This window comes from Agriterribacter humi (assembly GCF_009192765.1).
Lineage (GTDB): Bacteria > Bacteroidota > Bacteroidia > Chitinophagales > Chitinophagaceae > Agriterribacter > Agriterribacter humi.
The window spans coordinates 15,154-37,105 of the sequence record NZ_VOHQ01000008.1 but is presented as its reverse complement, the minus strand read 5'-3'; the positions used below and the strand labels follow the sequence as shown (position 1 = coordinate 37,105).

Below are 21,952 nucleotides of genomic sequence, written 5' to 3'. Positions count from 1 at the left end.
TATTTTAACTGTTAAAATAAATGTATGAGAATTAATATAAGCCTTTTATAGTAAAGTACCACAAAGCAGTGGTAACAAAGGATATTACAATACCAATACCTGCCACCAGGCTGGTGAGCTTAGGATTGAGGTTATATTCACTTGCAACAATCGTAGCAGTAAGATGGGAAGGCATGGCCGATTCAAAAATACTGATTTGAGGTATTATTCCTTTCATACCTAAAAAATACACTATGCAGAAAATAACCAAAGGCGCCACCACCAATTTATATAAAAATGACGCTGCCAAATGATTTAACTCCCGGCGCCATCCATCAAATTTTAATTGCAATCCAATAGAAAATAATGCTAAAGGAGCTACCGTTGCCGCCAACATATCAAATAAAGCATCAAATGGGGAAAGATTGATAAATAAAGGAAGCACCAAAGCCGCCACACATCCAATAAAAGGAGGAAAGGAAAACATTTTTTTCAACACCGCCCCTACTGTAAGCGAGTGCTTTTCCGAAGCATTCATCGCTACTACAATACCCGCAGTGGCAAGTAGCATAAAGGTAACCTGATCGCATATAACGGCAACGCCTAAGGCATCATCGCTAAACCAGGCAATAATAAGCGGGAAGCCCAAAAATGAGGTATTGCTTAACCCGGTTACCAGTTTTAATCCGCTTTCCGTTTGTTTATCCAGTTTTGCTTTAGCAGCGTATACTCTTATATATATCCATCCGCACAGCCAAACAATTACCGGCATCGCGGCAGGTAGTATCAGTGATTTCGTCCATTGTATATGTGGCAGGTATTTAAAAGCAACTGCCGGCAATGCCAGGTTAATGATCAAAGCATTTACCCCTTTATAGGCATCGGCAGGAACCGCTGTAAACCTGCGAACCAGTAAGCCTGCCATAATACAAATGCCTATTAATAAAAAGTTTGCCATATATTTAAGGCTATTAATGACATTGGCAATTCCATCCGCATTATTCTTTCACCTTACCCGATTTTTTGAGGTAACGTATAAGCAGGTACATTAGCAGGAGTATGGAAAGAATAACAACAATCAGCGTGTTGCGGTAATGGGTGTCATAATCCGTAATGTGAGGGTATTTCAACAGAAGGATAAGGGTAATGCCCGACAGCCATACAAATTGTGTGTTATATTCCTTTAATATCCACCGCCGCCAGTTAAAAGACATACTGCCAAAAGTTTTATCAATACCTCTGAGGTCGGGTATCCACCGGTTTACCTTTTTGCAGTAAGCATCGAAGCCTGCTCCAAATTTGCCACGCAAAAAATGTTCTTCGGCCAATACAATGGCCTGGTAAATAAAAAGAAAAGCAGGAATAATAATAACTACATAAAATAAAGAGTTGGCTAATATCCCAACCCCCAGCAGCATTAAAATATTTCCAACGTATAGAGGATTGCGGCAATGATTAAAAATACCATCGGTTACCAGTCCTTCGGCATAAGGTTTTCCCTCGCTGCCACCGCGCACTATATATGCCAGTCCAATAGTAGCTCCGCGAATTAGTTGTCCCGAAACAGTAATCAGTAAACCCAGGACAATCGGCCAAATATAATGGTGTTCACCAAATCTTTCTTCAGAAAACAGGGGAGGCGAAGGAATAAAAAGCGCTGCGTAAAAAAGAATAAAGATCCAGTTGCGGTACTTGAAAAAAAAGTTTCCGATTGCTATCATAAATTTTAAAAATTGAAAAACCGGTATAATGCGTTGCATTGGAAAAAACACTTAAATACCGGCAATTTATTTTTTTACCGCGATAATGCCTGCGAAATTATACCATTTAAAAAACACCTCGCAGTGAGCGAAACCCGTGTCCTGTAAGATTCCTGTATTTTCACTAAGCTTATATGGAATAAGCACGTTTTCCAGCGCTTCTCTTTTTTGGGATATTTCCAGTTCACTATAATTATTCCGTCTTTTATAATTGTAATAATAGCTAATAAAATCGCGGTTGAAATGGCTGTCTTCAGCCAGAATTTTTTCTACCAGTATTAATGCCCCCCCATGATTTAATCCCTTATAAATCCGTTGAAGCAACTGCGCCCGGTACATTGGCCGCACAAATTGTAAAGTAAGGCAAAGCACCACTACATCGGCATTTACAATTTCAACTTTATTACCAATGTCCGCACAAACCAGTTCATATTCCCTGGTAAAACCCACTTCTTCCAGTTTACTTCTGCATTTTTTCAGCATTTCCTCCGAGTCATCTATGCCAACAAACTTAACATTATTACTCACCATCGTATTCATGCCTATCAGGGTAGTACCTGTAGAACATCCAAGATCGTATACCTGGCCGCCCTCTTTAGCGTGGTTTGAAGCCAGTTCGGCTATCATACGCTGCATTTCACCATAGTAAGGCACCGAACGGTTTACCATATCATCAAACACATGAGCTACACCGGCGCCAAATTTAAAATCGGCGGCCTTTTTAATTTCATCTTTAAAAAATTGGTCTTCTGACATATTATTAACAGATAAGCTGATTAAAACTCATTCAGGAACAATGTATTTCCAGGGATAAGGTTCGATTATACACGACCACAAATATAGCATCTAACAGCTTTTATATTTGCAGGGAAGGAAAGAATGTCAAAAATAAATTAACACTTTCTTTGAGCAGCATACATTAAACCCGTTTTACCAGGCTGCATCTAATAAAATACAACACTAAATATATAAAAATGAAAAATCCATATATTTTTAAATCCGCAGTATTACTGGGCGCATTTGCAATATTCGGCTTCAGCGGTTTGCAGGCCCAATCCAAAAAAGAAACAAAAGCAAAGGAAGAAAAGGAAATCAAGGCATCCATCAAAGTGCAAAACTATGTTTTTAAAGCCCAAACGCTTTTACCAATGAACGGCGGGACCCGTCATCTGAATGGCGATTATGATTTAAGCATATCTGAAGATAAAATAGTAAGTTTTTTACCCTATATGGGCCGTATTTATACAGCGCCTATAGATCCTGCCAATGGGCCGCTTCGTTTTACTTCTACCGATTTTACGTATGCTATACAAACGAAAAAGAAGGGCGGATGGGATATTTCCATTAAGCCAAAAGATGTAGGTTCGGTAAGAGAACTTAATTTACATGTTTCGGATAACGGTTACGCCACCCTGCAGGTTAGCGGTAACGACAGGCAACCTGTTACCTTTTATGGTTACGTGGTTGAAAAAAGTTAAGATCATGATCAAACGAAGCAGGAGATAGTGCTATATTTTCGCATGAGTCATTTCTTACCTGATTAAAAAGCTACCTTTGTACTTGCTGCAAACTGTGCTATCGTGGCTCTGTTCTACGGAGCCAAGGAAAGTCCGGACAGTACAGGGCAACGCACCGGTTAACAGCCGGGTGCCGCTTCGGCGGTAACAGACAGTGCCACAGAAAATAACCGTCTGCCCCAGGGTGGATAAGGGTGAAAAAGTGAGGTAAGAGCTCACTATTATATATGGCAACATGTATAATGGGTAAACCTTGTGTACTGAAATGCTATGTATATCCCGATTTTTTGCCGGCCCGGCGAAATTTTCTTTATTGAAATATCGGGAAGGGTAAGCAGATTGACCTGTTCAGTAATGACCAGGCAAGATAAATGATAGCACCCGACAGAATCCGGCTTACAGGTTTGCAGTAATATAATTGGGATAGTTCTTAATTGGACTATCCTTTTTGTTTATACATAAAAAAACCGGTAACACTACCGGTTCTTAATCAAAACCATAACTACACACTAATAATCGGAAAACTGTATTTTATTTCAATACGGTAAGGGTTTGCTGCCCTTTATAATTTTGTATCATTTCCAGGTCGGCTTTCTGTGCGGCTGTTGCCGATGGTACACCGATAACCGTATGGGTTGCTTTTTCAAACGATGAAGCTATTTCTGCATCTGCTTTCAACATCAATTCAGCAGTTGGCTTTGCCACTGTTACCGGCAAGTTGGCTGTAATGAAATTAGCGGCTACTTCTGCATCTGCTTTAGCAACATCATTTGCGCTATAAGCAGCTAAATGCACAATCTCATCGGTAAACCGGCTGATCATCGCCTTATCAGCTCCTGCAGCCATGGTTGCAGAAGGATATATTGTGCTGAGCCTAAAATTAAAATGCATTTCCGTATCAGCTTTGGTACTTGCCTGTGCCCTGTTCATACTCCATACCCTTCTTTCTTTTACTTCAGATATAAATGTAACAATGGTTTCTTTATCGGCTTTGTATATCGCCTTTTTGGTAGGTGTGCTGATCACAAAAGCAGTATTAATTCCGTCCCCGGGATGTACAACTGTTGTTACGCAACAGGTTTCATCACCTGGCTCTGCTTTGATTGTTGCAATGTTCTGTACTTTAGCTGCGCTTTGGTTGGTATCACTACCACTTACAAAGGAGTCGTCCTGAACAAAAGACATTGCACTCAATCCCATTACTGTTACCAGCAACATAGAGGCAGACTTGCTGATTACATTTTTGAACATTTTGTTCTTTACTGTTGGACTGGTTCCTGCCTTCGAATCCATTTCACTCTTCCTTTTCATAACTATACTTGTTTAATTGTTTGTTTTTTAACCATGTTTACCATACAAAGATATATCTTTAAGATACTACTATGCAATGCATAATACTATGTATGGCTCTAAACAATGATGAATGGTCATTTTTGTTTTTAATCCTAAAAAATTACTGGCAATACGTTAGTGACGTGATTTTTGAACCTGTGCGAAAGTTTTAAATTTCATTCCGAAGAAAACTTCTAAAAGACGGGAGACTAGTCTCAGTTGGGCAAGCAAGAGTTAATGTATCAGGTTCATGTTTGCGCGGCAAATGTACAGCTTTTTAAGTACATGCCAAATTCTTATGGTGCTTCTTTTTAAATAATTTCTAAAACTTAACCTATGATAACCCTATAATAGGGAATCATTAACATTAATAATCGTTTTTACTGAAAAATATTCAAAGAACTGAGATTTCATATGCTGACAGCCTTAAAACGCAAACGTTGCGTGATTGTTACATTATTGTGCAGGAATCAATGTTAAATAATTATGAACAGCTATTGAAAGCCGGGATGAAAGCGCTGAAGCGTATCCCTGAGATAATCCCTGTCGAGATGGGTATAAATTTCGGTGGTGGTAATGCTTTCATGCCCAAGCATTTCCTGAACTGCCCTTAAATCAGCTCCTCCTTCCACCAGATGGGTGGCAAAAGAATGGCGGAAGGTATGGGGTGAGATATTTTTAACAATGCCGGCTTTCCGGGCAAGGGCTTTAATAACCAAAAAAATCATTACTCTTGTCATATGCGCCCCTCTCCTGTTCAAAAACAAAATATCCTCCTCCCCTTTTTTTACCGTGATATGAATCCTTATATTTTCCCGGTATATATTAATATGCTTAACGGCATCTCGGCCAATGGGCACCAGGCGCTCTTTGTCGCCTTTACCCGTTACTTTAATAAAGCCTACATCTAAGTACAGGTTCGACAATTTAAGCGCTACTACTTCGCTAACCCTCAGTCCACAACTATACATTGTTTCTATCAAAGCCCTGTTTCTAACGCCTTCAGGCTTGCTCAGGTCAATTTTGCCGATAATGGATTCTATCTCTTCAAAGCTTAATGTATCTGGCAGCGTTCGCTTTAATTTGGGGGATGATAATAATATAGTGGGATCTTTTACAGCGATCTTCTCGAGAAGGCAATATTTATAAAAAGCCTTAAGCCCTGAAATGATTCGGGCCTGCGAGGAAGCAGTCATATTCAGTTCAGCAATCCATTTTACAAATTGTTGGAGATCTTTTAATTCAACCTCGGCCGGAGTTTTAAGGTTTTCATGCAATTGGAGAAATTGCAGCAGTTTTTCGATATCATGCAAATAGGCTTCTATTGAGTTGGAGCTAAGCGATTTTTCTAACTGCAGGTAAGCCCTGAAACCATTTTTCTGATCATCCCACATACATGTTGCATTTCATTGGCTGTAAAATAGTGCCGTTGCAAAAATTAAATGCAAATATCAGCTAAAATCAAATTCACCATTGTTCCGCAGATATACACATTTTATATGGTTTGCCAAATTGAATCGAATTAACGCTTACTTTCGGGCCATTAATATTAAAACAGATTATGCAGGCAATTAACCTGAGATCATTTAAACAGAAAGTCAGGTTCCACAAAAAAGGATTAAGAGCGTTTCTCACCAGGCTTGAAAAAAATCCTCCCCCTAAATTAGATGATCTTACGATAAATGTTGATAGAGCCGTGTGGCTGGAAACGGATTGCTTAAGCTGCGCCAACTGTTGTAAAACGATGAGCCCTACTTACACTCCAGCGGATATTAAACGTATTTCGACCCACCTGGGAATGACGGCGAAAACTTTTAAAGAAAAATGGCTGTACTACGATAAGAAAGACAAAGACTGGATGAACAAACAGCAACCCTGCCAGTTTCTTGACCTGACTACCAACATGTGCAATATTTACGCGGTGCGCCCCGCTGATTGTGCCGGGTTTCCACATCTTGCCAAAAGAAAAATGGTGAACTACATGCATGTACACAAACAAAATATTGCCTATTGCCCGGCAACCTACAAAATGGTAGAAAAAATGAAATTATTGGTTACTACAGGGAAACATCTTCAATAAAGAAATATTCGGGATCCTGGTTTTTCCGTAAATTAACAGATAGTATATCGTATTGTATTCTTTTCCATTGCGGGTACAGCAAAAGAAATACTTCGGCACCATTCATCAGGCTCTCCATTTTTTTCTTTGTAACACTTTCCTCCGGGTATCCGAATCTTAAAGAGCGGCGGGTCTTTACTTCAATAAAATGCAATATGTTTCCGGTATAAGCAATAATATCAATTTCGTAATGAGAATGACGCCAGTTTGTATGGAGAATAACAAAATCATTCCGTATTAAATAAGCAAGCGCTAATGCTTCCCCATTTTTTCCGGTGATGTTGTGGTGAGCCATTAATTAGGAAGGAAATTTATATCAGGCCAATTTAGGCTTTAGCATATATTGTTTAATAAGATAGTAACTTCCAAAAAACAGCGCCGAAAAGAATAATGTACCTGCTATAGAGTTTTTATAAAAAGGTAGCCCGTCTGCAAAACACATCATCAAACCATCAAAAGTTTTGGGGCGCTGAAGCCCGCCGGTGCCGCTTAGCCATACCATAAAATTGGAAATCAAAAAATAAGCCGTGGGCGCTGCAAAAGAAGCTACAGCAATATTGATTACACTCATTTTTTTTATAAAAAAGCCTGATACGGTTAACAACGCGAATAATACATAATTCGTTAACTGACCTTCATAAAATCCCCACATAGGCGAAATCCCCGCAAAATACAGAAGCTCAAACAATGCATCCGACAATACCATAGACAATAATGGCAGTGCAAAGGCCAGTTTTTTATCTTTTATAACAGCTCCTCCAAACAATGCCATTGCAATTTGCGGTGCAAATCCGTATGGACGTCCCGGTATAATGCGGTAAAGAGCTGCAACTACAACCAGTGCTAATAAAATATATAAAGCAGTTTTGTTTATTTTCATAATCTGAATTTATCTGTCCGCAAAAATAGCAATAAATCATGAAAATGCTGACACGCATATTCGCTTTACCGGTTTCCCGCCATTACAAAAATCCAAACCAATTTTTTATTGTATTGATTTTTAGCGATCTTTAAATAACACGTATCTTATTTTAATAACTTATAAAACACGTTTGTATGCCAATTGTAAAAGTAATTGAAGTGATCGCCTCTTCAGAAAAAAGCATTGACGATGCTATCCGTTCGGCTGTAACCGAAGCTTCCAAAACTGTTCGCAATATTGATTCGGTTTTTGTAAAGGACATTAAAGCGCATGTTAAAGACAACAAAGTGACTACATTCGGTGTAATATGCAAGATATCTTTTAGACTGGATGATTAAGTTTATCAGAGGGTTCCAAATCTTCATACGGCTTGCAGCAGATACCGGCAGGTTTGGAACCCTGATTTATTTTTAAGCTTCTTCGTAATTGACCCCAATTGAAAATCAACTCCTGTTTTAATTTTTCCCTCCTTACACCCTATTCCTTATACCTTACTCCTCTTAATTCAACCCCCTAAAATCAACAGGCACCAATTTGCTTACCCCCGGCTCCTGCATGGTTACGCCATATATAATGTCCACGGTAGACATGGTCATTTTATTATGGGTAACAATAATGAACTGCGAGTTTTCGCTGAACTGGCGGATCATATTGGTGAACTTGTTCACGTTAGCATCGTCAAGCGGGGCGTCTACCTCGTCTAATATGCAAAATGGCGCTGGCTTGATCAGGTAAATAGCAAACAGCAATGCCGTTGCCGTTAATGTTTTTTCTCCGCCGCTTAACTGGGTAATGGAAGAAGGCCGTTTACCTTTTGGTTTGGCAACGATATCAATTCCTGTTTCAGCAAGATTTTCAGGATTTTCGAGCAGTATGTCCGCTGTGTCTTCCTCGGTAAACAGGGCCTTGAATACTTTCTGAAAGTTTTCTCTAACCGTATTGAATGTTTCTAAAAATTTTTGGTTGGCGGTTGCTTCCACCTCCTGTATCGTTTGCAAAAGGCTATCCTTTGCTGTTACCAGGTCGTTTTTTTGCTCAAGAATGAACTCGTATCTTTTCCTCATTTCCTGGAAAGCTTCTATGGCGGTAGGGTTTACTTCACCCATATTTTCCAGCCGCTTTTTCATTCTTTCGCAGGAAGCCTGCAGTTCTTCCAGCGGTGTTTCTGTTGCACGGGGCTCATCTAATATAGCATTCAGGTCAACCCTGAACTCCACGCTCAGCCTTTCTTTCATTCCGGCCAACTGCAGTTTCAGCTCGCTTAATTTGTCTTTTATTTCATTCAGCAAATAATCCAGTTGTTCTTTTGCCTTTTGCCTGTGGCGCAGCGCGCTTTCTTTTTCATTTAAAGCATTGCGGCGGTTATAATAAGCCTGGTCGGCTTCATTTAGTTTCCTTTCTTCTTCATCCTTGCTCCGCAGCATATCCAGCAATATAGCTGCAACCAGCTTCAATGCTTCCTCTGTTTGTGTAATATTGCCAGATGCTTCCAGTAATTGTGAATTGCTGTTTTCTATCTGGCTTTTAAGATCACCCAACTGTCCGTTCTTAAATTGATGTTCCTGCTTTAGTGCATTTACCTTGCTCTGCAATTTGGTGTATTGCAGGTTGCTATCATTGTATGCGGCGTTCGCAAAATTGTATTCCTGTTCAGCGAGTGTATAATCCTGCTCGGCGTTCCGGAGATTGTCCTGTAGCTCCTGTAACTGTGTATTTAATTTTTCCAGTTCATCTCTCACCAGGGCAATGCTATCGTGATTGTTCTGCAATTGTATCCTAAGATCTTCAAGCCGCCTGCTGCCATTTTCTTCCATGTGCTGCAGGTTTTCCATCTTATTCTGCAAAGCAAAAGCCTGGTTGGTTAACTGGCTAATCGCGTCCTGTGTTTGCCGTATGGCCTGCTCTTTCAATTGCTGGTTATAACCAATGACTTCGTTATGCCGCGCCTGGATAGCGGATTTCAACTCGTTAACCACTGCTTCCTGCGCTATTATTTCACCATTCAGTTTTTCAAGGTTTTTCGCACGGCCTATTTTTTTCCCTTCAAATAATCCTACGCTGCCGCCGGTAAGCGCATATTTACCTTTCACATATTTGCCATGCTTTTCCAATACTACAGCACCATTGCTATTAAGCAGGGCTTCATCATTTTCAGCAATATACACGTTACTCAACAGGTATTCCGCCAGTTTCCTGTATTGCCCTTCCACCTCAATAACATCCATAGCAGCAATCGTTCCAACAGGCTGGTGATGTTGCATATCATTAAAATCATTTACCCTGTCCAACAAAAAGAAATTGGCTTTACCCTTTTTGTTGGTATCCAAAAGCTGAATCGCCTGCAACCCTTCTTCCAGGTTGTTAACCACGTAATAATTAAGGTAAGGTTCCAGCACATTTTCCACTGCTGCCCGGTATTCTTCTTTAACATAAATAATATCCGATAAAATTGGAGCGGCATGATTCCATCCCGGGTTATTGTGCAAAAATTTTACACTTTCAGGATAGCCTTCCATAGAATCTATAAGGCTTTTCAATAATGCATGTTCATTTTTCCGGGAATCCAGTTTTCGGTTTTCCTCTGCCAACTGGTTGCGCAGGGTTTCCACCATTGCCTGCGTTTGCAATATCTGCTCCTTCGTGTACTCATGCTGTTCCTGCAATTGCCGCAGGCCGGTGCGTTTATTGTCTAATTCAATTTCCTTTTCTTCCCTTTCCTTCTCCAGTTGCGTTATCTGCTGTTTACGCTGTGCCTGCTCATCTTCTCCCTGTACAATGGTGCGCTGAATATTCTGGATAGATGTATCAGCAACGGCTACCTGCTTTTCAGCATCAAACTGGCGGCGCTGCAGAGCCTGGTTATCCCGGCGAACGATATCAATAGCAGCGCGCTTTTCATCAAAAATGCGCCGCTTCTCTTCCACACCATCCTTTAAGCTTTCAACTTTTTCTGTAAATTCTTCCAGTTTAACTTCCTCATCTGTTATTTGCCCGGCAGTAAAAGCTATGCTTTCTTCCAGTCCCTTCAACTGTCCTTCCGATTTTTGTAAAAAATCGTGCAGGCTGCTTTCTCTTTCTTTCAGGTATTGCAGGCGCTGTTCGCCGAGGCTCTTCTCATTTTCTTTATTACGCACAGTTCCGAGCAGATCATTAAAAGCATGCTGCATGTCCTGCAACTGTTTTTCCTGTTCAATAAAACCCAGTTTTTCCTGTTCAATAGCTGCATCATCCTGTGCAATACCAGCTTCCAGTTCAAAACGTTTATCTATTTCCTGTTGCTGTTGTTCATTTAAATCCCTGTATGTAATGTTAAACCCTTCAAGCGCCGCTTTGGCCAGCTCCACGCTCAATTCTTTATACTCCTTTTTGATCTCGTAATACTTCTCCGCCTTTTTAGCCTGGCTTTCTAAGCTTTTTAGCTGATTGTTGATCTCAAAAAGAAGATCTTCAATACGTGCCAGGTCCTGCTCGGTAGCGTCTAATTTTAATTTGGCTTCCCGCTTCCGGGTTTTATAAATAGTGATACCTGCAGCCTGTTCAAGCATACGGCGGCGGCTGTTTTCTTTATCTTTGATAATATCATCCACCATACCCAGTTCAATAATGGCATAGCTGTCGGTACTAATGCCCGTATCCAAAAAGAGGTTATGAATGTCTTTCAGGCGGCAGTTTACATCATTGAGGCGGTATTCACTCTCCCCGCTTTTATAAAACTTACGGGTAACGGTAACCGTACCGAATTCCGTAGGAAGAAGGTTGCGGGTATTTTCGAAAGTAAGACTTACCTCAGCCAGTCCACTGGCACTGCGGGTACGCGACCCGTTAAACACCAAACTTTCGAGGTTTTCACTGCGCAGGTTGCTGATCTTATGCTCTCCTATTACCCAGCGAATGGAATCTATGATATTACTTTTGCCGCAACCGTTTGGCCCGATAATACCTGTAATCCCCTGGTCGAAATTGATTGTAGTTTTGTCGGCAAAACTCTTAAAACCCTTGATTTCTAAACTCTTTAAACGCACAGTTCAATATTTTTGTGGAATGGGCAAAAATAGCTGAATCAAAACGAAAATTAGTGCAGACCATTTTATGAAACCCCATTATTGTTAACGAATTATACACAAGAACTCAGCCCATATTGTAACTATGCACAATATGTGGAGAATTACCAACGGGATGCAATATCGGGGAAAAGAATGACTGGAAGGGATTTGAAATTTGTGAGAGGTTTCAGGTTACAGGGGGTATCCGTTTTAAATGTTGAGAGTAGTTTATCGTTGCATTCGCTTCAGATTTTTTCGGATTTCGGATTTAAAATTTACTTGGATCTTGTGATTTGTTTCCTGGTGCTTCCTCTCCTCCTTCGGATTTCGGATTTTCTGATTCGGATTTTATTTGTTATTTGTATTTTGGCTCTTATTTTTTCTTCCAAATTGCATATCTTTTAACCACACATATGGTCAGTTTCACAGCCACTATATTAAAATTCGGGGAAAAAGGAGAAAAATCCGGCTGGAACTATATTGAAGTACCGGGAGATATTGCGGGACAGCTTAAGCCCGGCACAAAAACGGCTTTCCGCGTAAAAGGCAGGTTAGATGATTTTGTTATTAAAGGAGTGAGCCTTATCCCAATGGGTGGCGGAGATTTTATTATGGCATTAAATGCAACCATGCGAAAAGGAATCCGTAAAAGTAAAGGCGCTATGGTAAAAGTGCAGCTAACAGTTGATGCACCTTATGAAATTATTCCCGAACTGCTGGAATGTTTATCGGATGAACCGCACGCCATGGCATTTTTTAAGCAGTTGCCCCGTTCGCATCAGAACTATTTTTCTAAGTGGATTGAAACTGCCAAAACAGACGCTACCAAAGCAAAACGCATTAGCCAGTCTGTAAATGCCTTTTTAAAACAGCAGGGATACGGGGAAATGATACGGTCGCTGAAAAAGGATAAAGATGATTTAAGGGGGAGTTTGTGATTTTCCGCTTGTTGTTTTACAGCTTATAGTTTGTCATCATGTTGTTTTTTTCACAAAATGCCTGGCGGCGTTAAAACGATGCAATAGCCGGAATAGAGACCCGTGTTGCGCAACGATAACATCATAATAATTTTACCGTTCCAAATTCAGACTTGATCGTAATTTTTGCGTTACCCTGTCCGGCTGTACCATAATATTGTTTATCAAATCTGGGTCCGTGCTTCTGGCCGCCATCGTCCTCTTCCTTTATATCAAAAGCACTGTTGTTATCAACATCGCCAAAACTGGTTTTAATATTGAAGCTGGCGGAAAGTCCTTTATTCAATTCTATGCCAAGTGTAGAATAAGATGATCTTATATTTAACTGTGTAATAGAATTATCCAATCCAAGGTTCACTACCTCACAAAATTCAAAATTTGAATTTACGTTGCCGCTGAATTTCCCCAACACAGCTTTAGAAAATTTAATCGTCACTTTACCATTATGGATCGAGGCGATATCGGCTTTACCAAACTCCACCGAAACCTGCTTTACATTGGCCAGGTTCCCGGCAGTTAAGCTCCCAAACTTACTTTCTAATGAAACTTCTCCTTTATAATCGCCTATTATTAAAGCGCCAAAGGAGTTGGAGGCATCCAATGGGTTACTGGCAGGCAGGTATACCATATAATTGATCTCCATACCTTCCTGCTTATAATTTTTGCCTCTCTTTTTATTCCCGTTATTGTTATTATTGTTATTGCTATTATTATTCATATTGTCCATCTGCGTTTTAAAATAAACGCCACCGCTGTTTTTCCCGTCTTCAATACGGATTTTATTGAGTATTTCCTGTGCTTTCTCTTCCGTGGCGGCTTTGGCAACAATGACAATGTCAACTTTCACTTCATTTTTATCCCAGGTGCTGAATTTCATTTCCCCGAAAGAATTGTTCAATGATATTTTTTCACTGCTTCCAAGAGTATACGACTTACTGTAGGTTTTCTTTTTTTCAACCAGGGGATCATCACCCGCGGCCAGCGCTCTGGAAGACCAGGTAAATAGGATAACTGTAAGTGTTATGTAAAGTATTTTTTTCATAATGATGTGCTTTTTGATTGTTTGATCTTTTGGATAATATTCAATTGCTGGTTAAGGAGTTCAATCTGTAACTGCAGATTATAGATCATAGCCTCCAGTAGCTCTTCTTTATTAGGGTTTACCGGTAATTGTTGTTTTAATAAGGTATAAGTGCTATCCAGTCGTTTTATATCGAAACTGAATTTTTTGTATAGGAAAGGCTCATCGGTTTGAATCGCTTTCAATTCTTTCTGCTTTTCATCTATCAGTAACGAAAAGCGGGCTGCCTGCTGTGCATACACCGGGTCAATTGCTGCTATGTCCGCATCTTTGGCCACTTTATTATCCGGGAGTATAATAGTATTGTTTTCTACTACCGGCTGATTTACCGGGTCAGTCTTTTTAAAAATAATATAAGCAGTGGCGGCTGTTGCAAAAAGGATAACTGCAGCAGCAGCGGTCCACCATCTTTGCTTTAAAGAACGAACAGGAACCGGAGTTTTGGATTGCAATCCTTTCTCAATTTGTTCCCATAGCTTTTCAGAGGGCTGCTCCTCATCAAAATGGCTCCTGTTTTGTTTAATAAAGCGATCTAAGTTATCACTCATGTCATGCTCCTCTTTTAAGTATTGTCAATAGCTTTTGTTTTGCCCTTATATATTGAGTACGGGTGGTAGATTCTGCCACATCTAATATTTGCGCTATTTCTTCGTGATCATAGCCTTCCAGCAAATACAGACTCAATACAGTGCGGTAGCCAACAGGCAACCGGGTTATCGCTTCCCGCACCCGCTCTACCTGCCATTGCATGTCCTTTTCTTCATCTTCAGCAGCTTCTGCCCGGTTATTCATTTCCGCATTCTCTATTTCCACCAGATCTATTCTTTTTTTCTTCAGGTGATTGATGGATTTATTGACTACGATCTGCTTTAACCATGCACCGAAGCTGCTCTTGCTCTCAAAACTGTCAATATGATGAAAAGCATCAATAAATGACTCCTGGAGCACATCTTCAGCTTCGGTACGGTTATTTACTATTCGCAGGCTGGTATTAAACATAGCTTTAGCGTATAATTCGTATAGCTTTTTAAAGCTCATAACATCTCCTTCCCGGCATCGCTCTACCAGGTATGCATGTTGATCTTGTGCTACAGCTAATTCCAAAAAAAGAGGTTTTCTGCTTTAATATACAATAATGACAATGGAAGGGAAAGCATGTTGCATGCCAGCAGGAAATTATTTTATACAGTGGTAAAGAATGCGATAATTTGAAAATGGGAAGATCGTTCAGGTTTGAAATTTATTGTCTTCCTGCTATCGGGTTATTTCCTTCAGATTTCGGGTTTAAAATTCGGGGCTTTGTATCCGCCACGGCGGAAAGGGTTTATTTGTTTCTTGTTATTTGCTTTTTGATGCTTCTATGGGGATATCAGGGCCGTATGCTTATTTTATCGGGTCCGGGAAATGCTGCGGGAACCTTTTGCGTAACCTTACCGGTTGCCACCCACTCCGCTCCTCTCTGTAAATAAGTAATAAATCCAATACATTGCTGTGATTCATTGGCATGGCCCAATGTAGTATGAAAAATTTTTCCCCTGCCATAAGTGATTGCCATCATTATGGGCTCATTGCGTCCTGTGCCACTTTGATCTTTAGCACTATAAGCGGTGGCCAATACTTCCATATTTTCGGCCGGTCCGCGCAGGCGATCATACAACTCGTCTTTATTGTGCATCCATACTTCGGGTAAGTCCTTTGTAATTGGATGTTTTTTATTACGGGTAATAATTTTAAACGCATGAAATTTCCCATGACTGCCACCCACTCCGGGGCTGTCATCTTTTACCAGTTTACCTGCCTCATCGTAATAAATGTAAGGTCCGTCTTTTTCACTTCTGTTACCCCATCCTCCCAGGCCTATCATCTTATTAAATTCCGGCCATTCCGGAAAAGCGTTATCGGCAGCATGCACAGATACCACTCCTCCGCCATTCTTTACAAAAGATTCAAAAGCCGCATTGATAGTTTGCGGCCAGGCATCCCCGTTATAGTTAAGCAATACCACCTTATAGTTGCTGAAAACAGGTTTAAAATCTTCCATATCTCCTCCTTCGGGCGGAGTGGTAGCAATATCAACAGCAAAAAGCCCGGTCTCTTCTAAGTAGCCCTTCATCATTTGCGTGGTTTGGGCCCAGTTGCCGTGGTTATTTTGCCCGTCAATGATAAGCAGCTTTATTTTTTCCTTTGGGGATTGCGCATGGCTATACTGCATACACAGGATACACAGGCATGCGATAAGAAATATTATTTTTTCTCCAAACTTATTCATATATATTATTTTGATTCATAAGATCGCAAGGGTGTAAGACCGCAAGACCTTAAGACAGTAAGAGAGTAAGACCGTAAGAGAGTAAGAGTATAAAGCATAGACGATCTTTTACCATCTTACAATCTTGCCATCTTACCATCTTACCATCTTACTTCGTTACCCTCAGCACACCACGCATAACTACATAATGTCCCGGGTAAGTGCATACATACTGGTAGTCGCCGGGCTGTGTGGGTGCGGTAAAATAAATGGTTTCCTTTTCTGTTGGTCCCAATAACCTGGTATGAAACAATACATCTGCACCTGCCGGCACAAAGCCTGATTTTTCACCGTTTAAACCCAGTTTGGTAGCGGCTTCGCCTACTTTGTCTGCTGCACCGGGCTGGGTAATCACCAAATTATGCAACATATCATCGTTATTATTAAACGTCAACTTTACCCTTGAACCCGCTTTAACGGTAATCGTTTCCACATCAAACTTTAAACCGGGCTTAGTGCCTATAACGATGCTGCGGTCAGTTCCCTTTGTCCAGGCTGCCGGCTGTTTGGTCATGTGTTTAACATCAGTGGCTTTTGATGCTTTCGCAGGAGCCTTTGCAATTTCATGCTGCATGCTATGCTGATGCTGAAGTGCAGCCGCATTCACTCTGTTCTCTGCTGTGAGAGCGAGTTTCTCACCATCGGGCAGTTGATTGAGTGTATAAAATCCAAAACTATGCAACAATGTATTGCGCTCTGCAGAAAGCAACCCTTCTGCTTTTATTTCATGAATATACCCCAGCCTTAAGCTATCCACCACCAAACGTACTTTTAACCGATCTGGTGAAACGGCTATTGCTTTAATAGGACAACTTCCCTGGTTAATGACAGGACTGCCATAATTATGATGATATTTATAGGTAAAGCTAGATATCTGATAAGATGCCGCATCACGGGCCGATTGTTCATCTACCGGTTGGGTAAATTCAATTTCAAATCCATCGGGTCTGGCCTGCACTGTTTTCATTTCAAAAGCCGTTTTTCCATTCCATACCATCCGCTGCAAACCATATTCCTCCCTGCCTGTAGAACCCCATCCACGGGATGTCATGCCCACAAACATACTGCCATCCGATCCCCAGTTAAGCCGGAGAATACCCGATGAAAATCCTTCCCGGAAAGGAAATACAATTCCCTGGTAAACACCTTTTACCTGTTCCAGGTATACCCGCATAATTTTACTTTGTCCCTGGTCGCCTACAAATAGCTGGCCTTCAAAAGGTCCCATTTTCCCCTTCACATCATAATTGATAATGCCAGCGGTTGATATACCCAAAATAGTATGCGGGAACCATACCGATGGTGGTTTTAACCCCGGCACCCGTTTGGCTACATCATATTTGGGTTCGCCTGTGTCAGGAATATCTTCTTTCTTAAGCGTAACAGTGGAGCCGGGTAAGTGCGACCATACCAAGCTTGCCGGGTTTCCCACAAAATCCCCTTCGGCTACATGGGTAATGCTTCCCGAGCCTACCCAGTCGCCCTGGTTTTCGGCATAGAATATATCTCCTTTGTTGTTCAACGCAAAAGCAGCGGGTGAGCGCATGCCGGCAGCAAAGGGCTTCATTTTTCCATCGGGTGTAATTTTAATCATCCATCCATGCCATTTGGATAAACTTTCACCATGATCGCCTACCCATGCAAGGTTCAGTGTAAGTATCATATTGCCGTCCCTGTCTAATACCGGCCCATAGGAAAACTCATGATAATTGGCTGCTAACGGCCATGAATACACGGTTTCGTATTCATCCGCCTCTCCGTCCCCATCCAAGTCACGCAAACGGGTAAGTTCTGACCGCTGTACTGCGTATATATCTCCGTTAATATAATTCAGTCCCAGCACTTCATGCATTCCCTGCGCAAACAGGCGGTAATGCGGCGCACTGCCATTTTTCATATAGGGATTGGTAATGATCCACACTTCGCCCCTGCGCGTAGATACTGCAAGCGCGTCATCGGGTAAAAAAGTCATACCCCCTGCTTCCAGCAATATGCCTTCGGGTATAGGAACAGTTTGAATCGCATAAAAGTCTTCTTCTTTCTGAACATGTATGGCAGTATCCGTTTGGTTTTGTGCGGATAGATGTGCTGCAGCACCAATGCATATTGCCAAGCACAACATGCGTTTTAATAAGCGAAATAATGTAAAATATAATGTTGTCATGATTTTTATAAAGATTACCAGATGAGGGAATAGGTTACCGCAATGCCAGCCTTATCTATGGGAACCAGCAATTCCTGGTTTGCGCCCGCCTGCCGTATAAAAGGCTTTAGCTTTTCATCAATGGAAATGTAATACGACTTATCACCAATAGCATAAAAACCTTTTTTACTTTGTTCTATCTTTTTAGCAACCGCAATGCGATGATATAAATTGGCGGATGGATTGGCAACCACCAATTCCCTTACAATTCCTGATGCATTGGGAACTGAAATTTTATCAGTAATATGTACATCATTAATACTATACCGGAATGAAGGCGCCCTGCCGGCATCTATGGTATATCCCTTGTTCTGCACATCATCAAAGGACACAGTATCGGGCCAGGCGGTATTTGCAGCATCGGGTAAACTGGCTACAGCCGGTGCATCGGATAATATGATAACGCTGCCCAAAGGAACAATACGCTGGTAAGGTTCTCCCCTTTCGTGCCAAAGGTCGGTAGCATCTGCAAACTGCCCGCGCCATACCTGCAATAATGCACCGCTTTTTAAGTCATAAGAATAATTTACTCCGTTGGGATTACCAACAGAAATGGCATGCGTGATCATTTTTTTTCCATAGCTTAAAAAACTACGCAACAGGTAAGGCCTTGTTTCAGGCTGTACAATAATGGGATTAACGATCTTTACTTTTTCGGGTGTGTTGTTTGCTGTAGTTAAAGAACGGTATTTAATATTACGGATCGCAACATTGCCATGATCGCCCTGTATCATTAAAGGACCGGTAGCCTGCTCTTCTTCAAACAAGGGAGACCTTGTAGGCCCGGTTAATGCTGTTTGCTGCTGCACCAGCACTCCATTTAAATATATGGCTTCAAAACGGGCGTTGGTAACCTTCTCCCCTTTTTCATTGAACCGCGGCGCACGGAATTTTATTTTGAGATGCTGCCATAAACCCGGCGCACGGGCTGTATTCACCAGGGGTGCTGTTCCTTCAAATCCTTTATCGGCACCTGTTCGCTTATCATCCCATCGCTGGTATATGCCACCGCAATCGGAGTAGGTTGGGTGCAATACAGTCCAGCTATCAAATAACTGAACCTCATACCGCCCCTGCAGGTATATACCGGAATTGGTGTTTTTGGCCATCATAAAATCCAGTTCGAGTTCTACATCACCAAAACTTTCTTTTGTTACCAGGTGTGCCCTGTTCTTTTTAGAAACCGTATTTACCAGCACGCCTGTTCCCGGAACAGGTTTCAGGTCGCCTTCTTTATCTATATCCGCTACGGCATCCGAAGCAACAGACCAGTTGCCTCCCGGATTTGAAAAGGCATCAAGATTGTTCAGTGAAATTGTGGTAAAGCCCGGTTGGTTCTGCGCATAACCAATACATATAGATAGTACGCCCAGGAAGAGAAGATACATTCGTCTTTTGATCATTCTGATTGTATTATGAGTTTAAAGTTGAAATGATAAAAACAGGATAGCGAAACTATAGAAATATTTTTTTTCTGCATTATTCTTTTTCATGTTCAGCAACCATTTGGTCGAAAGCTTCGGCCCTTGCGGCATCAAACTTTGCTTTTTGTATCCATTCAGCCGTTCCATATACACCTGCTTTGGAATAATCAAACGGTTTAAACTTTATTTTGTTGATGATCCTTTTATTGGTAATAAGGAAATCAAAGTTTTTAACATCCTTAAAACCAGGATTAGCTATAACCGAGTGTTTGTCTTTGCCTTCCTGCTGCCACGCTGCAAAAGTTTTTTTACCAAAAAGGATATTGCTGCTGCGGGTATCCCAGTAGCAGTTTTCATCGGTTGTTATATCAACTGTTGGCCAGTTGCTGCTCAATAAGGTGCCACTATTGAAGTAAACAATGTTATTGGTAAATGAAAACGAACGGTGCTTTTCCACACGGGTAGCCTGCAATTGCGCTTTAATGTTATTGACGAATATATTATTGCGGATGATGTTTTCTTTTCCATAGTGCTGATGAAATCCTGAACTCTTACAGTTGTACACCAGGTTATTTTCCATGGTAATTCCCTCCGAACCCTCATCTGTATACAATCCCCATCCACCATAATCGAGCGAATAAATATGATGGATGACATTATTGCTTACGGTAGTTTCCTGTGAAGCGCCCAGTGTATATACTCCGCCCATATCACTTAACACGCCCCATCCCAAATGATGAATATGGTTATACTCCACGCGGTTGCGTTTGGAAGGACTGGGTGTATATCCCCATACCCAACCTACGGATACGCCGGAGTATTTGAAATCTGAAATTTCATTATGGAGCAATTCATTATCACTTCCATGAAATATGGTCATGCCCACTGCACAGGGAAATACATGTCCTCCGGACCGGGCTATGTTGTTAACCACTTTTATATGGTGCGTTAGTTCTTCAGGATTGGTACGCAGAATGGTCTCACCAATTTTAACAGCGCCTGCGCCCAGGTCGTGTAAATAGCAATGCTCTATCAATCCATTGTCGCAGGCTCTTCTGAACCATATACCACTACCACCCGTACCCGATACTTCACAATTAATGAATGACACCCGGCTGACGAAATCCATTTCAATACTTGCCGCTATAGGTGCAGCCGCCTGCGCAGGTTCTACTCCTGATGGCGGCATGCGATAGCCCGCTACCCGGAAAGCAATGTTTTCAAAACGAATATTACTTACCTTTTCTCCTGTTTTTTCATTGCCTGATATGGTAATGAATTTATCCAGTACCGGGGCAATAGCAGTTGTTCTATCAATGGTTTCACCCGGCCGCGGACGATAGTACAATGTGCCGGAACGTTCCAGGAACCATTCGCCCGGGGCATCTAAAGCAGAGGGCACATTTTCAATGGCGAATAAAGATGCGGCAGTAACGGGGTTCCAGGGTTTCATGCCTTCCCCGCTTATATATACGGCGGTATCAGCGGCGTTGTACGACTGAATATATTTTTTTGTATTGTCCCAATGATGATAAAAAGTGATCACTGCATCTTTCAAATCTTCTTCGTTCAAATTTTTAATCCAGGTTGCAACTTCAGCAGGAATTTTAATTTGCTGAACCGCCAGCTCCGGCGCCCGTCCATCGCCATTAACAATAACCGTTTCTTTAACCGCTACGGGGTTATAAAATCCCTTATTGGGTGTTTGCGCCCTGGCAACACGGGTTCCGTTTACATAGAGTTGCTCAAAGCGCCAGCCATACCGCCGCGCTTCGGGCACATCGGTTTTCCAGAGGCTGTCGGATACTTTTTCAAATTTGTTCAGGTAAAACCCGCCATAAAAAACCACACCTTCCTCTCCTTTAAAAACCAAAGGAACTGCTTCTGTACCACCATCCTCAACCGATAACATTAATGTTTCCGGCAGCATATATTCGCCCTTACGAATGATTACCTGCCATGCATGTTGGGCAGTAGGATTTTGTTTTCGCAATAACCGGATGCGGTCCCTTGCCGCTGTAAGTGTTGCCAATGGCTGTTCAGCGGTTCCGGGATTACCATCGTTGCCGCCGGGCGCTATATAAATGTTTTGTGCAACCACACCTTGAAATAATAAACAGCTGAATGACAGGAAAAAGGCAAACCAAACGTTTTGTTTCACTGGTAGTATTATTGTTGATTGGCTAAAAATAAGTTTTTTTGCTAAGGACAGGAGGTAAAAGGTTCAGCCAAAGCATATTCTTTCTCACTTACTTTTCGGGGGACAAGCGGGACGATTGGGACTGAA

19 protein-coding genes and 1 other RNA gene are annotated in these 21,952 nt (G+C 41.4%); 5 read left to right on the top strand and 15 right to left on the bottom strand.

The window, feature by feature from the left end:
- Positions 1-31 precede the first annotated feature (31 nt).
- The 3 genes from FRX45_RS14270 to cmoA all read right to left on the bottom strand — a co-directional run bounded on the left by FRX45_RS14270 (position 32) and on the right by cmoA (position 2,495).
- Complete coding sequence (locus FRX45_RS14270; RefSeq protein WP_152269122.1) at positions 32-937, bottom strand: AEC family transporter; 906 nt, start codon at positions 935-937, stop codon at positions 32-34.
- Positions 938-977: 40 nt separating this feature from the next.
- Positions 978-1,700 (bottom strand): methyltransferase family protein, encoded by a 723-nt coding sequence (locus FRX45_RS14265; protein ID WP_152269121.1) that lies wholly within the window; start codon positions 1,698-1,700, stop codon positions 978-980.
- A gap of 66 nt (positions 1,701-1,766) precedes the next feature.
- A complete protein-coding gene (gene cmoA / locus FRX45_RS14260; protein ID WP_152269120.1) occupies positions 1,767-2,495 on the bottom strand; it encodes a carboxy-S-adenosyl-L-methionine synthase CmoA in 729 nt (242 codons plus the stop codon).
- A 218-nt stretch (positions 2,496-2,713) separates the two neighbouring features.
- Here cmoA and FRX45_RS14255 point away from each other — a divergent pair, with 218 nt between their 5' ends.
- Together FRX45_RS14255 and rnpB are read left to right on the top strand one after the other, a co-directional pair.
- Positions 2,714-3,217: a DUF4251 domain-containing protein gene (locus tag FRX45_RS14255; RefSeq protein ID WP_152269119.1), complete on the top strand. Its 504-nt coding sequence runs from the start codon at positions 2,714-2,716 to the stop codon at positions 3,215-3,217.
- Between the two features lie 84 nt (positions 3,218-3,301).
- Positions 3,302-3,671, top strand: an RNA gene (rnpB, locus tag FRX45_RS14250) — RNase P RNA component class A.
- Positions 3,672-3,787: 116 nt separating this feature from the next.
- On the opposite strand, the gene FRX45_RS14245 is transcribed toward rnpB, so the two are convergent.
- Together FRX45_RS14245 and xerD are read right to left on the bottom strand one after the other, a co-directional pair.
- On the bottom strand, positions 3,788-4,567 hold the full coding sequence (locus FRX45_RS14245; RefSeq protein ID WP_152269118.1) for a hypothetical protein: 780 nt from the start codon (positions 4,565-4,567) through the stop codon (positions 3,788-3,790).
- A gap of 515 nt (positions 4,568-5,082) precedes the next feature.
- The gene (xerD, locus tag FRX45_RS14240; RefSeq protein ID WP_152269117.1) at positions 5,083-5,982 is read right to left on the bottom strand and encodes a site-specific tyrosine recombinase XerD; all 900 of its coding nucleotides are present in this window, start codon (positions 5,980-5,982) and stop codon (positions 5,083-5,085) included.
- Between the two features lie 167 nt (positions 5,983-6,149).
- Between xerD and FRX45_RS14235 the strand changes: the two genes are divergently transcribed.
- Positions 6,150-6,668, top strand: a complete 519-nt coding sequence (locus tag FRX45_RS14235; protein WP_152269116.1) for a YkgJ family cysteine cluster protein — start codon at positions 6,150-6,152, stop codon at positions 6,666-6,668.
- On the opposite strand, the gene FRX45_RS14230 is transcribed toward FRX45_RS14235, so the two are convergent.
- Entirely contained in the window at positions 6,646-7,002 is a 357-nt protein-coding gene (locus tag FRX45_RS14230; RefSeq protein WP_152269115.1) for a YraN family protein, read from the bottom strand. The two genes, FRX45_RS14235 and FRX45_RS14230, sit on opposite strands and share 23 nt — an antisense overlap.
- A 21-nt stretch (positions 7,003-7,023) precedes the next feature.
- The gene (locus tag FRX45_RS14225) at positions 7,024-7,587 is read right to left on the bottom strand and encodes a DUF6580 family putative transport protein (protein ID WP_152269114.1); all 564 of its coding nucleotides are present in this window, start codon (positions 7,585-7,587) and stop codon (positions 7,024-7,026) included.
- A gap of 176 nt (positions 7,588-7,763) precedes the next feature.
- Between FRX45_RS14225 and FRX45_RS14220 the strand changes: the two genes are divergently transcribed.
- Positions 7,764-7,967, top strand: coding sequence for a dodecin family protein (locus FRX45_RS14220; protein WP_152269113.1), 204 nt, complete (start codon positions 7,764-7,766; stop codon positions 7,965-7,967).
- A 162-nt stretch (positions 7,968-8,129) separates the two neighbouring features.
- On the opposite strand, the gene smc is transcribed toward FRX45_RS14220, so the two are convergent.
- Positions 8,130-11,651 carry a chromosome segregation protein SMC gene (gene smc / locus FRX45_RS14215; protein WP_152269112.1) on the bottom strand — a complete coding sequence of 1,174 codons (3,522 nt, stop codon included), beginning with the start codon at positions 11,649-11,651 and terminating at the stop codon, positions 8,130-8,132.
- Between the two features lie 434 nt (positions 11,652-12,085).
- Between smc and FRX45_RS14210 the strand changes: the two genes are divergently transcribed.
- The gene (locus FRX45_RS14210) at positions 12,086-12,610 is read left to right on the top strand and encodes a YdeI/OmpD-associated family protein (protein ID WP_152269111.1); all 525 of its coding nucleotides are present in this window, start codon (positions 12,086-12,088) and stop codon (positions 12,608-12,610) included.
- Between the two features lie 121 nt (positions 12,611-12,731).
- Here the strand turns inward: FRX45_RS14210 and FRX45_RS14205 are convergent, their stop codons facing one another.
- The 7 genes from FRX45_RS14205 to FRX45_RS14175 all read right to left on the bottom strand — a co-directional run bounded on the left by FRX45_RS14205 (position 12,732) and on the right by FRX45_RS14175 (position 21,766).
- The gene (locus FRX45_RS14205; RefSeq protein WP_152269110.1) at positions 12,732-13,691 is read right to left on the bottom strand and encodes a DUF4097 family beta strand repeat-containing protein; all 960 of its coding nucleotides are present in this window, start codon (positions 13,689-13,691) and stop codon (positions 12,732-12,734) included.
- The gene (locus FRX45_RS14200; RefSeq protein ID WP_152269109.1) at positions 13,688-14,278 is read right to left on the bottom strand and encodes a hypothetical protein; all 591 of its coding nucleotides are present in this window, start codon (positions 14,276-14,278) and stop codon (positions 13,688-13,690) included. The genes FRX45_RS14205 and FRX45_RS14200 overlap by 4 nt, the downstream gene beginning before the upstream one ends.
- A gap of 1 nt (position 14,279) precedes the next feature.
- Complete coding sequence (locus FRX45_RS14195) at positions 14,280-14,834, bottom strand: RNA polymerase sigma factor (protein ID WP_152269108.1); 555 nt, start codon at positions 14,832-14,834, stop codon at positions 14,280-14,282.
- Between the two features lie 265 nt (positions 14,835-15,099).
- Positions 15,100-15,999 (bottom strand): ThuA domain-containing protein, encoded by a 900-nt coding sequence (locus tag FRX45_RS14190; protein WP_152269107.1) that lies wholly within the window; start codon positions 15,997-15,999, stop codon positions 15,100-15,102.
- A 148-nt stretch (positions 16,000-16,147) separates the two neighbouring features.
- Positions 16,148-18,202, bottom strand: a complete 2,055-nt coding sequence (locus FRX45_RS14185) for a plastocyanin/azurin family copper-binding protein (protein WP_152269106.1) — start codon at positions 18,200-18,202, stop codon at positions 16,148-16,150.
- Positions 18,203-18,216: 14 nt separating this feature from the next.
- The gene (locus tag FRX45_RS14180; RefSeq protein ID WP_152269105.1) at positions 18,217-19,644 is read right to left on the bottom strand and encodes a 3-keto-disaccharide hydrolase; all 1,428 of its coding nucleotides are present in this window, start codon (positions 19,642-19,644) and stop codon (positions 18,217-18,219) included.
- Between the two features lie 76 nt (positions 19,645-19,720).
- Positions 19,721-21,766, bottom strand: coding sequence for a right-handed parallel beta-helix repeat-containing protein (locus tag FRX45_RS14175; protein ID WP_152269104.1), 2,046 nt, complete (start codon positions 21,764-21,766; stop codon positions 19,721-19,723).
- Positions 21,767-21,952 lie beyond the last annotated feature (186 nt).